The organism is Providencia vermicola (assembly GCF_020381325.1).
Taxonomy (GTDB): Bacteria; Pseudomonadota; Gammaproteobacteria; order Enterobacterales; family Enterobacteriaceae; genus Providencia; species Providencia vermicola.
On the sequence record NZ_JAGSPI010000001.1, the window covers coordinates 504,761 to 518,910 of the forward strand.

General features: G+C 41.2%; 12 protein-coding genes and 1 tRNA gene. 7 read left to right on the top strand and 6 right to left on the bottom strand.

Annotation, left to right across the window (positions count from 1 at the left end):
- Positions 1–232: 232 nt before the first annotated feature.
- The 5 genes from KDJ85_RS02370 to KDJ85_RS02390 form a co-directional block, all read right to left on the bottom strand.
- Entirely contained in the window at positions 233–634 is a 402-nt protein-coding gene (locus tag KDJ85_RS02370) for a hypothetical protein (RefSeq protein ID WP_225818310.1), read from the bottom strand.
- Positions 631–1,971, bottom strand: coding sequence for a phosphatase PAP2/dual specificity phosphatase family protein (locus KDJ85_RS02375; RefSeq protein WP_225818311.1), 1,341 nt, complete (start codon positions 1,969–1,971; stop codon positions 631–633). The genes KDJ85_RS02370 and KDJ85_RS02375 overlap by 4 nt, the downstream gene beginning before the upstream one ends.
- A 204-nt stretch (positions 1,972–2,175) precedes the next feature.
- Positions 2,176–3,942 carry a bifunctional alpha/beta hydrolase/class I SAM-dependent methyltransferase gene (locus KDJ85_RS02380; protein WP_225818312.1) on the bottom strand — a complete coding sequence of 589 codons (1,767 nt, stop codon included), beginning with the start codon at positions 3,940–3,942 and terminating at the stop codon, positions 2,176–2,178.
- A 9-nt stretch (positions 3,943–3,951) separates the two neighbouring features.
- On the bottom strand, positions 3,952–4,575 hold the full coding sequence (locus KDJ85_RS02385) for a CDP-alcohol phosphatidyltransferase family protein (RefSeq protein WP_225818313.1): 624 nt from the start codon (positions 4,573–4,575) through the stop codon (positions 3,952–3,954).
- A gap of 245 nt (positions 4,576–4,820) precedes the next feature.
- Entirely contained in the window at positions 4,821–5,624 is an 804-nt protein-coding gene (locus KDJ85_RS02390) for an AraC family transcriptional regulator (RefSeq protein WP_206084140.1), read from the bottom strand.
- 154 nt (positions 5,625–5,778) lie between these two features.
- Between KDJ85_RS02390 and KDJ85_RS02395 the strand changes: the two genes are divergently transcribed.
- From KDJ85_RS02395 to KDJ85_RS02415, 5 genes are all read left to right on the top strand, one after another.
- On the top strand, positions 5,779–6,729 hold the full coding sequence (locus tag KDJ85_RS02395; protein WP_225818314.1) for a 4-hydroxyproline epimerase: 951 nt from the start codon (positions 5,779–5,781) through the stop codon (positions 6,727–6,729).
- 10 nt (positions 6,730–6,739) lie between these two features.
- The gene (locus KDJ85_RS02400) at positions 6,740–7,987 is read left to right on the top strand and encodes an NAD(P)/FAD-dependent oxidoreductase (protein ID WP_225818315.1); all 1,248 of its coding nucleotides are present in this window, start codon (positions 6,740–6,742) and stop codon (positions 7,985–7,987) included.
- Between the two features lie 17 nt (positions 7,988–8,004).
- The gene (dapA, locus tag KDJ85_RS02405; RefSeq protein WP_225818316.1) at positions 8,005–8,871 is read left to right on the top strand and encodes a 4-hydroxy-tetrahydrodipicolinate synthase; all 867 of its coding nucleotides are present in this window, start codon (positions 8,005–8,007) and stop codon (positions 8,869–8,871) included.
- An 11-nt stretch (positions 8,872–8,882) separates the two neighbouring features.
- Positions 8,883–10,367, top strand: a complete 1,485-nt coding sequence (locus KDJ85_RS02410; protein ID WP_225818317.1) for an aldehyde dehydrogenase — start codon at positions 8,883–8,885, stop codon at positions 10,365–10,367.
- Positions 10,368–10,453: 86 nt separating this feature from the next.
- The gene (locus KDJ85_RS02415) at positions 10,454–11,971 is read left to right on the top strand and encodes an alanine/glycine:cation symporter family protein (RefSeq protein ID WP_225818318.1); all 1,518 of its coding nucleotides are present in this window, start codon (positions 10,454–10,456) and stop codon (positions 11,969–11,971) included.
- A gap of 9 nt (positions 11,972–11,980) precedes the next feature.
- Here KDJ85_RS02415 and KDJ85_RS02420 read toward each other — a convergent pair.
- Positions 11,981–12,068, bottom strand: a tRNA-Ser gene (locus KDJ85_RS02420).
- A 336-nt stretch (positions 12,069–12,404) separates the two neighbouring features.
- Here KDJ85_RS02420 and ghrA point away from each other — a divergent pair.
- Together ghrA and KDJ85_RS02430 are read left to right on the top strand one after the other, a co-directional pair.
- Entirely contained in the window at positions 12,405–13,346 is a 942-nt protein-coding gene (gene ghrA / locus KDJ85_RS02425; RefSeq protein WP_225818319.1) for a glyoxylate/hydroxypyruvate reductase GhrA, read from the top strand.
- Positions 13,347–13,490: 144 nt separating this feature from the next.
- The gene (locus KDJ85_RS02430) at positions 13,491–14,048 is read left to right on the top strand and encodes a TorD/DmsD family molecular chaperone (RefSeq protein WP_225818320.1); all 558 of its coding nucleotides are present in this window, start codon (positions 13,491–13,493) and stop codon (positions 14,046–14,048) included.
- Positions 14,049–14,150: the final 102 nt, after the last annotated feature.

The following is a 14,150-nucleotide window of genomic DNA, read 5'->3' on the forward strand; positions in this document are numbered from 1 at the left end:
TACCAAATAACAGGGTGAAAAATAAACGAAAATGTACCTATAAGGATACGCTTAGCTAAGCTCAAAAAATCTGTTATGCATCAATGAAACAGTAATTATCATAACGTTTTCAGTAACAAAAGTAAAAACCATCTAATTTACCAGGTAAATAAAATTAATGGTTTTTTACTTGAATTTAAAATAATAAGCAGAAATTTTTCATGGCAAATAAATAAAAAATTAACCTAACTCATTATAATGTTATTACCGTAATTAATAGCCATATCCAAAGGATAACAACAGATAAGATAGCATATTTAAATAAGTTCTTTGTGCCTTGCCAGCGCTGTTCCATCGTTCGGTTAGTCGGCTTTTTATGCATAAAGAAACTGAGTGCATAATCAAAGGGCTCAGTTGTTCCTTGTTGATAAATCATCTTAAAAAAATGATTATCAAGCCACAAACGATAAATATAATAATGGCTAATAATAAATAAAATAATGCTAACAAATAAATAGTATTTTCCGTTATTTATACCTAAAAAAAGATTAAGTTGGCAAATGAAACCTAACACAGAACCTATAGCCAAATAGAGCCAACTTCGCGTCAGTATCTGGATGACTTCTCCGCAGTTTTTATCTGTAAGTTGGTTCATTTATGTTTCCTATTTAAATAATAATGCGTAAACCAATTATTTAATTGTTCTTTAGTTGCTGGGTTTAAAATAACTTGTGGCCTAGCAAGTTCAACCATTTTGACGGCTTTATCTATCGTTTGAGCATCACCATGGTGAACTAGCCATGCAACAGCAACGGTGGCACTGCGTGAATAACCCAGTTTGCAATGAATATAGACAGCACCGTGCTGAGCTAGACTATCCATCGTATGGACTGATTGCTCGATATCCTCTGCGCTCAGTGGTAACAAATCGATTTGTGGTTGGCTACAATATTTCAGCCCTTTGCTAAAAGAATTGCGAGGCCATTCGCAAGTCATGTCTAAAACAGCTGCAGTTTGCAAAGGGTAAAGCGGGCGGCCTCCCAAAACGATATGTTGATTCACAATGCTAGGTTGCCTGCAATGTTTAGCAAAGTAATGATAGGTTCCCCAAGCAATGAGGCGATAAGGTAATAATAAGATAGCGGCGGACGGGGAAATCTTACCATCGGGTGTTTTTTGAAAGATGCTGGCACCAGCACCTAAGTAACCGAGGGTAATAAACAATAAAGCAATAGCGGGCCACAGTAACATCCAAGCAGCGCCTTGAATCAAAAAAGCGAGAGCAAAGCAAACGATTGAGCCAATGCCATAATTCTTGCTCATTTTAAAACTGCGTGGGGACCCCGTGTAATGCCATTGCCAGCATGTATTGATAGGCAGCAAATAACTGACAAGCAAACCCACCACAAAGCCAGCAATAACATCAATAAAATGGTGCTGCCATGTCGTGAGGACAGAAATTAAGATCAAAACTGACCAACTGTGGAGCAGCCAACGCCACCGTGTTGGTGTATGTGCTCGAAAACGTAGCCATAGGAGCCAAAGCAAAATGATATGTAATGAGGGGGCTTGGTTAAATGGCAGGTCAAAAAGTTCTAAGCTGTCAAACATCCAGCCAAAAGCACCATCCGTAGTTGGGCGAGGAAAGCTAAATTTAAGCGGAAATAAAAGAAAGCCAACGCAGGCAGAAACGGAAGCGATAATTAATCGTAGGCCATGGATTGTTTGCTCACGCCGTGTTGTACAGATAAATAAGGACAATCCGTAGAATAGGTCAATGCTCCAATAGGGAATAATAGTCCAAGGAACAAATGGGATGTATTTTTCCCATGAATACACAAAGGAAGGTACATTGGGTAAGGTAGCTGTGTAGTTATTGACCTGACCATAAGTGAGAAAGAAAAATGGCGCTAAAAAAATTAGCCACAACAGGCCAAACAACAAAGTTTGTTGTTTAGATAATAGCTTAGTGGTTTGGTGAAGGGCTGTCATCGTCCTTTGCAATATTCCTTTGTGCTCTAAAATCATCTAAGAATAAATAGTGAGTACTGCAATTACCTGTTTGTAGAAAGAAAATGTATATTTAACTTACAACATAGGGGCTTTGCCTATCGGAAGCAATAGAGATAGCCAATATTGGCAAACTTGAGGCTGGCTACGTTGATGGTAACCAACCTCAAATAATAGATTGAAAGATTAACGACGTCTCGCTATTGATACACTAAATATTCCCCAGTTATCAATAGATTGACTTAATTTTTCGAACCCTGCTTCGTCAACTAAAGCATCCATTTCGCCTTGGCTGCGGCAACGCATAACCCAAGCTTGTCCGCCTTGGTGGCTGGGTAAAACACGAGCAATCATTTCCACTTGAGGGTGCCATGGTTGGCAAGTGTAAATGAGTAGCCCACCTGAAGGTATTGCTCGAGATAATCCATCTAATGAAGCTCTAATTAATTGATTACTCGGGAATAGTTCATATAAACCGCTCACAACACCCAGTGTAGGTGCGGGCGTCACGGCAGCTAAATCATCAGCGTCAAAGGCATTGCCTTCCACAAAATGGATTTTATCTTCAAGGAAACGCTCTTTTATATGTAAACGCCCTTGTTCTACATTAATTGGGCTGTAATCACGCAAAAGAACAGATTCAACTTTGCCATAATCGTTAATCGCATCAAAGATATAACGGCCTTGACCCGCTGCAATATCCATAATACGTACGGGTATATTGTTATCTGTTAACTCACGGATAGCTTGGCGTAAAGTATTTTCAATATTGACTTTCCGTTGGCGGATCCCTTGCCAGCCAATACTGTTGAGGTATTGCCTGTCAATCACGCGTCCGAATAGGCCTTTTCCTTCCGCTTTATCACGATAGACATAGTCTAAAGTTGATCCTGAATCAAAGCCCTTATCGTAACCGATGCGAATACCCTCAGAAGCTTTACCTAAGGTGCTCATTGATTTACTCATAATCTTGAAGGCAAGATTTTTTGGGCACCATTTAGGTAATGGAGTAGCCAGTTTACGGTACTTTTCTGCGCTAGAGCTCCATGTGTCTTCATACTGGTAATCGTGTCGGTAAACAGGAAGACTAAATAATTTACTAATAAAATCACGTATTTTTTCGATAGGAATATGGCGCTCTTTCTCACCTAAAGTATCGTGATAAAAGCCTGGTAAAATATGCTTTTCTTTAATTGGTGTATTTAAGCGCTCAAAAAACTGATGTTGTGGGCGGTGATGAACAACATGGTCGCTACCTGATATAAATAATTGAGTTGGTAAGGTAATTGCGTTTGCATCTGCAACGATTCGATCGGCTGTTTTATACAATTCAAGTAAGATATTAACGGCAATAGGGCGAGTGATTAGCGGATCGCGGTTAAACGAATCAATACGTTGTTCATCATGGGTAAGAAATTTCGCTTTTACGTAAGAATTAACATAGAACAGGCCTCGCATTTTTTGCATTAAAGCTAACCCTGTGCGGGCAAAAGGAACATACAGTTTAACTTTAAATGCAGGTGAGGCAAGAACCATCCCGCGAATTTTCGGCGCATAGTCATGTACCCATGCGGAAACCAACACAGCTCCCACGCTTTGCCCAATAACAATGATATTTTCTAAAGGGATTTGATATTGCGTGGATACATATCGGACAAATTCATCGACATCATGGATGGATGTGCCGAGAGAAGGGCTATAGCCTCTTGGACCTTCATTTTTCCCATGACCGCGAGCATCCCAAGCGAACATGGCGTAGTCAGGAAGGTTTAGCTCATCAACAAGGTGTGCAACACGACCTGAATGCTCATGACCACGATGGAATAAAATAATTGCTTTGTCTGTTGTTGTTTCTGTTGGCCAGTGGCGGTAAAAAAGCGAAGTGTGATCACTAGTTGTAAATTGCGATTCTAAAACAGGGCGTTGCGTCAGATAATCTGTCTGAGCGTTCATAATTATTCCTTAATTATTATCCGAAGACGTACGAAATTCATCCAATGCACGGTGGATACGGTTATAGCAGGTATAAAGCAGCAACAAAGATAGAATAATAAAGAGATAATTTATCCAACCAGCGAACAGTAGCTGAGGGAAAATACTCACAAATAATCCGAGGGCGCCAAAAATAAAGGCTCGGTCACTTTTCCCGATAGGGCCGTCATAGCGTCTTGACGCGCCGATTGCTTGTGCGGTGACACCAATAAACTCAGTTAATAGTGAGAAAAATAAAATAAGCAAAATTAGCCAAATAGCATGGGGAAAAATAATAGCAAAAGGTAGGTATAACGCGACATCAGAAACGACGTCACCTAATTCATTGAGTATTGCACCTAAGTGGCTTTTTTGATGATGTTCTCGTGCTAGCATGCCATCAATAGCATTGAGCGCCATGCGGATAAACAACACAAACGGCAATAAAACAAACAGGTGTGGGTTTGGAAAGAAAAACAAAACTAAACCGACAATAATTGAGAGTAATAATGCAGCCAAAGTCACTTGATTAGCAGTGATCCCTGCATTAAATAATTTACTAACAATTGGACGAAGTAGATCTTGAAATTTTGGTTTCAGATCATAAATGGTCATTTTTTATCCTTTTATATGACATGCAATAGTGTCTTACATTGGACATATCAATACGCTATTCATAAATAGCCGCAATAAGAGCTATCTTAAGTTAATTTATTTCACTGAGGCATATTAAGATCAAAACAGGGTGGTTTTTTCGATTAGTCTATTGAAATTAATGAGGAAATTAGATTAATCAACAAAGATTAAACAAAGCTTGTTTTATGCTCAATAAGACTAGAGATGAACAATAAGATGCCCGATCATGCGATTATTTTTTGCTTATCAAGTGTTGAACGCATACGCTTAAATTGGCTGGGTGTCATGGTAGTCATTTCTTTAAATTTACGACAAAAAGCACTGTGATCAGTATAAGCACATTTTATTGAAATATCTGTAATTGAATGGTCATCTTCTAATAACTCAATGGCATGTTCGAGACGCTTTTTTTGAATATATTGTTGCGGTGTAATTAAAAAAATAGCTTTAAATTGACGATTTAATTGTGAAAGTGAAAGTCCTGAAATATCCGCAAGTTTCGTTATTTTAATTGCAGTATCAAAATGGTCACTAATATAGCGTTCAACAAGGCTAAGTTGGTTATTTAATTTAGGACTAACAGATTTAATATCTTGTAAATCGACAGAAATCCCTGCTACACCAATTACTTGATTTCGAGTGTTAAATATAGGTACCTTTGTGGTTAAACACCAGCCAAGTAACCCTGCTTTATAAAGATGTAACTCAAGTTTATTAATCACACTGATTTTCTTTTCCATAACAAGGTAATCTTGTGAACTGTAACTTTGGCCTAATTCAGCATGAAATAACTCTTCTGCACTTTTACCAATTACGTCATTAATACCATTCTTTTTACAGCGAATCGCCAAATTATCATTGGCAAGTAAATACCGTGCATTATGGTCTTTCACAAAAAAAGTGACATTAGGGAGTGTATTAATTAACGGCATGACTAAACCGAGATGGTTTAGTAAAACTTCAATATTATCAACAGGAAAAAGCATATTTTCTTGGCTGATTAATAATAACTTATTTAAATTGATCATGCTGCGCTCCCAAATATTAAATTATTGTTACTAATTTTCTTAAATATTTTTAGATTGTGCAGAAAAACGCATAAGTTCGATGAAAAGATATCAAGATTGATTAACAAAAATCAAGCAATCTATTAACAAATCATGGTTAATAGGGTGCTAATCAATGCGATCTGAATATTCTAAAATTGAAGTAATAGATTCCCATACAGCAGGAGAACCAACGCGCTTAGTGATTGAAGGATTCCCTCAGCTAGGCGGTGAAAGCATGGCAATACGTTTGGCAAAACTGCGTGATAACCATGACGAATGGCGAAGAACAACCATCCTAGAACCACGAGGCAATGACATTCTCGTGGGGGCACTATTATGTAAGCCACAAAATCCAAAAGCCGCAGCTGGTGTGATCTTTTTTAATAACGAAGGGTACCTTGGGATGTGTGGGCATGGAACGATAGGTTTAGTCGCATCCTTGCATTTTCTCGGGAAAATTTCTTACGGAAAGCACTTGATTGAAACCCCTGTAGGGGATGTTACGGCGGAACTGCACAACGATGGCAGCGTGAGTATCCAGAACGTATATTCATATCGTTACCGTAAAGCAGTACAAGTGGATGTGCCTGATATCGGTATGATCACAGGGGATATCGCCTGGGGGGGCAATTGGTTTTTTCTTGTAGAAAACTCACCTATTTCGATTGATTTTAAAAACGTTAAATTGCTAACAGATGTGAGTTTGAAAATTAAGCAAGCACTTGTTGACCAAAAAATCTTTGGTAAGAATGACCAAGAAATTGATCACATCGAACTATTTGGTTCACACCCTAAAGCCGATAGCCAAAGTTTTGTGTTATGCCCTGGTGGTGCTTATGATCGCTCCCCTTGTGGGACAGGTACCAGTGCTAAATTAGCGTGTTTAGCTGCGGATAAAAAGCTCGCAGCGGGAGAAATCTGGCATCAAGCGAGTGTGATTGGTAGTGAGTTTCAAGCGAGTTTCCAGCCTGCGGATGAAAACGGAATTATTCCTACAATTCGAGGAAATGCCTATATTAGCGGGCAAAATACGTTGCTGATTGATGCGCAAGACCCATTTCGTTTCGGTATTTCGGTTGCGTAAGGGGATGGCGATGAAGAGTCAATATTCAGTGATTATTGTCGGCGGTGGAATTATTGGCCTAAGCATTGCGCTTACGGCACAAGCTAATGGCACTGACGTCCTGCTGGTGGATAAAAATGAAATTGGCTCTGGGGCGTCATTTGGTAATGCAGGGCACATTGCGACTGAACAAGTTTTCCCCATTGCAGACCCTTCTGTATTGAAATCAATTCCGAAAATGTTGCTCGACCCACTTGGCCCATTACGTTTGGATTGGCGTTACTTATTACCATTAACACCGTGGATGTTAAAGCTAGTCGGTAACATGCGCCATAAGCCGTTTACCCACATTCACCAGACGTTAATGACGCTAAATAGTGCGGCTTTTGACTCGTGGCAAGCCTTTATTCAAAAATGGCAACTCAGCGACCTTATTAAAATGCAAGGCTCATTATTAGTCGCTGAAAAAAAAGAAACACTCAAAAAGCTCCATCAACATGGCGAATATTTGCAAGAAATTAACGTACACAACTCAGTTATCAATCAAACCGAGTTACTTGAGCGCGAACCTGCACTTGCCACGAATCAACTTGGAGGACTATTTTTCCCAAACACTGGGCATGTGGTTGATTTAGCAAAATTACATTCAAAACTTGCGCAGTCATTTGTTGAGCTAGGTGGAAATATACTGACCGACTGTGAAGTCATTGCGATATCTTCGACATCAAACAAAGAAGCCATAGTCACTTCCACACAAGGCAAATTTACGGGGAAAAAAGTAGTTATCGCAGGCGGCGCATTTTCTAAGTCATTAGTCAAAATGGTTAGCCGTATTAATGTGCCACTTGAAACAGAGCGCGGCTACCATTTAATGCTACCGCAAGAACAAGGGCGGTTGAGCATTCCCGTATCCAGTATGGACAGGCGTTTTATTATGACACCGATGGCGGGCGGCTTACGCCTTGCAGGTACCGTTGAATATGCAGGGTTAAAGCGCCCTGCAAATATGCAGCGGGCTCGTCACTTTTTGCCACTCGCCGCCCCTATGCTAAAAGCGCCATTAAATGATGAACAATCAACACCGTGGATGGGGTTTCGCCCATCAACCTCCGATTCATTGCCTGTTATTGATAATAAAGGGCCATATATTTTTGCATTTGGTCACCAACACCTAGGGCTCACACAGGCAGCAATTACGGCTGACCTTGTAAATAGTTTTATTCACGAGCAGCCGACTGTTATCGACTGCACCCCTTTTTCCATTGAGCGATTTCTATAATTTTAAGGAGAATTCAGATGAATTTTCATGGCATTCTTGTCCCTTTAGTTACCCCTTTTCATGACGATTATTCATTAAATATTAGCGCATTAGCTGATTTAACCGAAAAACTTATTGACCAAGGTGTCACAGGCTTAGTGGTCTGTGGTACGACAGGGGAATACTACGCGTTAAATGAAGATGAGCGCAAAACAGTTTTATCTACCGTGAGCAAAATTGCGAAGGGGCGCGTAACGTTGATTGCGGGTATTAATGATTTATCAACGGAAGGTGCGATCGCTCGCGCAAAACAAGCTAAAGACCTTGGATATGAAGGTTTAATGTTATCACCACCACCGTATAGTTTGCCTGACCAACAAGGCGTGTACGGGCATTATAAAAAAGTTGCAGGGGCCACAACGCTGCCGATCATTATGTATAACTTCCCTGCACGTATTGGTATCGAAATTGAGTACGAAACCGTAGTTAAGCTAGCTGAAATCGACAACATAGTTGCCATTAAAGAGAGTAGCGGGGATTTCAGCCGTGCTTTACGCCTATTACAGACACCGTTTAGCAACTTCGAGGTGATTTGTGGTTGTGATGACCAACCCGTTGATTTCTTCTTTTGGGGTTCAAAAAGCTGGATAGCGGGTGCAGGCAATGTGTTCCCTGCCGAACAAGTCGCTATTTTTAAGGCGACACAAACGGGAGATTGGCAAGAAGCGAAAAGAATCATGAATGAAATATACCCAGGAATTTATTCCATGGAGTCTGGTGATTATAACCAAAAAGCCAAAGCAGGTTGCTTAAATGGCACGTTTAACGCAGGTCCTGTGCGTTTACCTTTAACAAATTTAGCCGCTGAAGCTAAAGGCGAATTTGTCAAATTAGTGAAAGGGTAAGGGGGAGGATAATGAAACTAAATCAACAGCAGGTTTTTGAACTCGCCAAGCAAGGAAAACTGTGGGCGGGTAATTTAATTGATGGAGTGAATATTTCTCAATCTAAATTAGAAAACAGAACTCCCATTGACAATAGCCTCATTGGCTATCTCGCTGACGGTGAAGCAAGAGATATTGATGCCGCAGTAAAAGTTGCTCGAAATACCTTTAAAAGCGGTGAGTGGAGTGCACTTTCTCCTCAAAAACGCAAAGAGGTGATGCTCAAGTGGGCGGATTTAATAGCTGAAAACAGCGAAGAACTTGCAGCACTTGATTGTATTGATGCGGGAAAACCCATTACCGAATGCCTCAATACCGATATGCCTGCAACCGTTGAAACCTTTTATTGGTATGCCGAAGCGATTGATAAATTATTTGGCAAAATAGCACCAACAAGTCAACAAGAATTAGGGCTGATAGTTAGGGAGCCTATTGGTGTTGTGGGCGCGGTTCTACCCTGGAATTTCCCTGCTCAAATGTTTGCATGGAAAGTTGCACCTGCGCTTGCTATCGGCAACTCTGTGATTGTGAAACCCGCTGAGCTAACGTCACTGAGTGCTTATCGAATGGTTGAGCTGGCTTATGAGGCAGGCGTGCCGAAGGGGGCGCTCAGCTTAGTTTGTGGGTTAGGCGAAAAAGTGGGCGAAGCACTGGGGCGTCACCCAGACGTGGATGTGGTGTCATTCACAGGGTCAACCGAAGTGGGGCGTTTATTTTTAAAATACTCAGCGGAAAGCAACTTAAAAGAAATTGTTCTCGAATGTGGTGGCAAAAGCCCGCAGATTGTATTTGAAGATGCCAACCTTGATGCGGCCGTTCCCCATATCATGGCCGCCGCCTTTTGGAATATGAGTGAAAACTGTAGCTGTGGCTCTCGATTAATTGTACATGAAAATATTAAACAAGCCCTGCTGGATAAACTGGCGATTGCAGCAAAAGAATGGAAGGTGGGTGACCCGAGGCAAGCGGATGTATCAATTGGGCCGATGGTTGAAAAAGCGCACTTTGATAAAGTGAAATCGTTTTTAGATATCACAAATCAAGAAGGGGGGAAAATCGCTATTGGCGGTCGGGTTCACCATGAAATTGGTTCTGGGTGGTATATTGAGCCGACAATTTTCGATAATGTGACGTCAGATATGTCGTTGTTTAAACATGAAGTTTTTGGCCCTATCTTAGCAGTAACATCATTTAAAACGGAAGAAGAGGCAATTACGCTAGCCAATAAGACACAATATGGATTAGCGGCCTCTTTTTATACTCAGGACGTCCACCAGGCCATGCGCGTTGCTCGCCAAATCAGTGCGGGAACGGTCTCAGTTAATGGTTTTAGTGAAGGTAATATTACCACGCCATTTGGTGGTTTCCGTCAATCAGGTTTTGGCGGAAAAGACAATGGCTTAGAGGCTTTTGAACAGTATAGCCAAACCAAAGTTATCTGGTTTGTTCATCAATAAATAACGTTGACCTGAGCCTACAATGCTCAGGTTTTTTTTACCCTGCAAACACACAATAAACAATTACAATAACGAAGGAGTACAAAATGGAAGCCATCGTTAATACCATCGTTGGTTACATATGGGGTAATGCACTGGTGTTTTTATCACTGGGCGTAGGACTCTATTTCACTTTAGCGACTCGTGGCGTGCAATTTCGCTATCTCATCAAAATGATTTGTTTATTAAAGGAAAACAAAGCATCAAAAGAGGGGATTTCCTCCTTCCAAGCCTTCTGTTTAGCATTATCAGGCCGTGTTGGTGTTGGTAATATTGCGGGGGTTGCTACTGCAATAGCTGCTGGTGGGCCAGGTGCCATCTTTTGGATGGTGGTTATGGGGCTCTTAGGTGGCGCGAGTGCCTTTATTGAATCTACACTTGCTCAAATCTATAAACAACGTTCAGATGGGCAGTATCGCGGTGGTTCCCCTTATTATATTGAAAAAGGGTTAAAGCTGAAGCCGTTTGCCATCATTGTTGCCGCCGTGATTTGTTTATCTTACGGTGTATTAGTGCCAGGTATTCAGGCCAACACCATTGCTGACTCTTTCCAGACATCGTTTAACCTTCCTCCGATGGCGACTGGGGCGATTGTCACCGTATTGATGGCATGGCTTATCTTTGGTGGTGTGAAACGTATCGCAAGTGCAGCAGATAAAATCGTTCCCTTGATGGCGATAGCTTACCTAGTGATGATGGTAATTATTTTGGGCAGCCATTATGAAAAAGTCCCTGCGATGTTTAATTTAATCTTCCAAAGTGCATTGGGTATGGATGCAGTATTTGGTGGGATTGTTGGGACCGCAGTATCATGGGGGGTTCGTCGCGCGGTATTTTCCAATGTGGCAGGTGCTGGCGAGGCAACATTTAGTTCAGCGGCTGCAGAAGTGAGTCATCCAGTAAAACAAGGGCTTATTCAAGCATTCTCCATTTATATTGATACGGTTGTAGTCTGTACAGCATCAGGCTTAATGATCCTTGTCACCAATATGTACAATGTATTCCCTGATGGTTCTGCAACCGCGCTGGTGGAATATGTACCCGGTGTTGCAGCAGGAACCGCATGGACACAGATGGCGGTTTCTACAGTGTTTACCTCTGCAGGCTCAGGTTTTGTGTCGATAGCAGTATTCCTATTCGCTTTCACAACCTTAATGGCTTATTACTATATTGCTGAAACAACTATTGTTTACCTTGACCGCAAACTCGCTTACCCCGTTTTAAAACTGATACTTAAGTTTGTGTTCTTAATTATTGTATTTATGGGCAGTGTGCAATCAGTGAGTTTGATGTGGAGCCTAGGTGATATTGGGTTTGGTAGTATGAGTTACCTAAATTTAATTGCGATAGTGTTTCTTTCTAAGCCCGCACTAAGAGCGCTGCGAGATTATGAACGGCAGGAAAAATTAGGTGTTGATCCTGTGTTCAGCCCAAAAGTTGCAGGGGTAGAAAATGCAGAATTATGGGAAGATATTAGCCGTGAATATCATGAGCAAGGTATTGGTATTGAGCAAAAGGATAATAAAAACAAAGGGAAATTACAGATAAAAGAAGAGGAAAACTAGCAGAAAAAATGGCGGTGAGGGAGGGATTCGAACCCTCGATACGTTGCCGTATACACACTTTCCAGGCGTGCTCCTTCAGCCTCTCGGACACCTCACCGTTTTTTCTAAATCCGTTGCAGACCAGAGAGAAATCCTGCTGTGCAACGGGGCGCTACTATAGGGAAAATAGCGTCTTGCGTCAACTCCCTATTGATTCTTTTTCTTACTTTTATGTCCGTTTAGCTAAATAAAAATCAATTTGTTTAATATCTAATCTTAATTGTTGCTTGTTAAGACAAAGCATTTTTTTAATGTTAATAAGAACTGCAAGGATTAAGCATAAAATTCGTTAGCTAGTTAACAAAATCCTCAATGAAAGTGATCTTGGTTGCGGTATGGACTTGAAAATAAACGCCATTGCGCACACTCTGTTAGAAACCTAAGAGGAGTTGCCATGAATATTTTATTTTACCATCCATTCTTTGATTCAGAACAATGGATTGAAGGAATGCGTGCTAGATTACCACAAGCTAATATTCGCCAATGGGAAAAAGGGGATAAGCAAAGTGCAGATTACGCTATGGTGTGGCTGCCACCCTATGAATGCCTTGCAGGGCGCAATGATTTAAAAGGTATTTTTGCATTAGGTGCAGGTGTGGATGCCATCTTAAAGCAAGAGCAAGATAAACCAGGTACACTCCCAGCAGGAGTCCCTGTGATGCGCCTTGAAGATACAGGCATGGCTATCCAAATGGAAGAATATGCCTGTGCAAAAGTCTTAGCATACTTTCGTCGTATGGATGAATATAGGCAGTTACAATCTCAGCGTCAATGGAAGCAACTACCCGCTTATCAACATGAAGAGTTTGTGATTGGTGTCATGGGGGCTGGCGCATTGGGCCAAGCTGTTGCGAAGCGCTTAGTCAGCTTTGGTTTTCATGTCAGAACGTGGAGCCGTTCTGAGAAACAAATCCCTAATGTTAAAAGTTATTATGGCAATGAGCAATTACCTGCATTTCTTTCAGGAACTCGTGTGGTCATCAATTTATTGCCAAGCACGCCAGAAACGGTTGGGATTTTAAATCAACAACTGTTTAGCCAATTGCAACAAGGTGCTTATGTGATTAACTTAGCTCGTGGTGCACATTTGATAGAGCAAGATTTATTATCTGCATTGGATACAGGACAAGTTGCTGGAGCCGCATTAGATGTGTTTGCGAGTGAGCCGTTATCCCAAATGCACCCGTTCTGGACCCATCCACGTATTGCGATTACGCCGCATGTGGCTGCATTTACCCAGCCGAAAGAAGCAATGGATATGATTGTCAGTAATATCAAGCGCATTGAAGCGGGTGAAGCGCCTGTGGGAGTGGTTGATATGGAACGTGGTTACTAATTACATCTAAAAGAATTGCAAGCTACCTACTTTTTGTTAGCTTGCAATTTTGTTGTGTTTTTCTTCTCTAATACGTTTCCTATTTTTTCGGTATACTGATCTTAAGAGCTGAGTTGCAACTGAATTTTAAATAGGAAAACCCATATGAACGAATTCTCAATCGTCTGCCGTATTTTAGGCACATTATTCCAACGCAGCGCTGATGACGCTCTTGTTAAACCTCTTATGGATATGATTGCGCAGGATAAATTGAAAGCATCATGGCCTCTAGAGCAAGATGAATTGTGGGCACGTATGGCGAAAGGACTGGATATTAAAGCGATTAGTGCTGACTACCAAGCCATGTTTGTCGGTGAAAATGCCACAATATCAATGCTAGCCAATGATTATGATGCAGAAGTCACAGAAGCTGAAATCCGTGAGTTTTTAACCGTTAGAGGCATGACCTTAACGGATGCGCCAGTGAGCACATTGGGGGCGTTATTATTGGCTACTTCTTGGTTAGAAGATCAAGCCGCAGAAGATGAAACTGCAGCACAAGAAGAACTATTTGATAGCTACATTCTCAGCTGGTACGGTGCATTTTTAGGTAAAGTCGAAGCCCATGCCACGACGGCGTTTTATCGCACATTAGCCCAAATTTCCCGTGACGCCATTATTGCACTGCGAGATGAGTTAGATTCCGAGGCTAATGAAGACTAATTTGTGAGTATTTTATCGGTAACCTGATTCATGCTTACGGAATGCAAAAAGGTCAATGAAAGGTTCTTGAGTGACGCTGTCACTTTTATTTGCGAGCGATAA

Excerpts from the sequence above, each read along its gene's own strand:
- KDJ85_RS02410 (WP_225818317.1), top strand. The coding sequence starts at position 8,883 with ATGAAACTAAATCAACAGCAGGTTTTTGAACTCGCCAAGCAAGGAAAA.
- KDJ85_RS02395 (WP_225818314.1), top strand. The coding sequence starts at position 5,779 with ATGCGATCTGAATATTCTAAAATTGAAGTAATAGATTCCCATACAGCA.
- dapA (WP_225818316.1), top strand. The coding sequence starts at position 8,005 with ATGAATTTTCATGGCATTCTTGTCCCTTTAGTTACCCCTTTTCATGAC.
- KDJ85_RS02390 (WP_206084140.1), bottom strand. The coding sequence starts at position 5,624 with ATGATCAATTTAAATAAGTTATTATTAATCAGCCAAGAAAATATGCTT.
- KDJ85_RS02400 (WP_225818315.1), top strand. The coding sequence starts at position 6,740 with ATGAAGAGTCAATATTCAGTGATTATTGTCGGCGGTGGAATTATTGGC.
- KDJ85_RS02380 (WP_225818312.1), bottom strand. The coding sequence starts at position 3,942 with ATGAACGCTCAGACAGATTATCTGACGCAACGCCCTGTTTTAGAATCG.
- ghrA (WP_225818319.1), top strand. The coding sequence starts at position 12,405 with ATGAATATTTTATTTTACCATCCATTCTTTGATTCAGAACAATGGATT.
- KDJ85_RS02430 (WP_225818320.1), top strand. The coding sequence starts at position 13,491 with ATGAACGAATTCTCAATCGTCTGCCGTATTTTAGGCACATTATTCCAA.
- KDJ85_RS02370 (WP_225818310.1), bottom strand. The coding sequence starts at position 634 with ATGAACCAACTTACAGATAAAAACTGCGGAGAAGTCATCCAGATACTG.
- KDJ85_RS02415 (WP_225818318.1), top strand. The coding sequence starts at position 10,454 with ATGGAAGCCATCGTTAATACCATCGTTGGTTACATATGGGGTAATGCA.
- KDJ85_RS02385 (WP_225818313.1), bottom strand. The coding sequence starts at position 4,575 with ATGACCATTTATGATCTGAAACCAAAATTTCAAGATCTACTTCGTCCA.
- KDJ85_RS02375 (WP_225818311.1), bottom strand. The coding sequence starts at position 1,971 with ATGACAGCCCTTCACCAAACCACTAAGCTATTATCTAAACAACAAACT.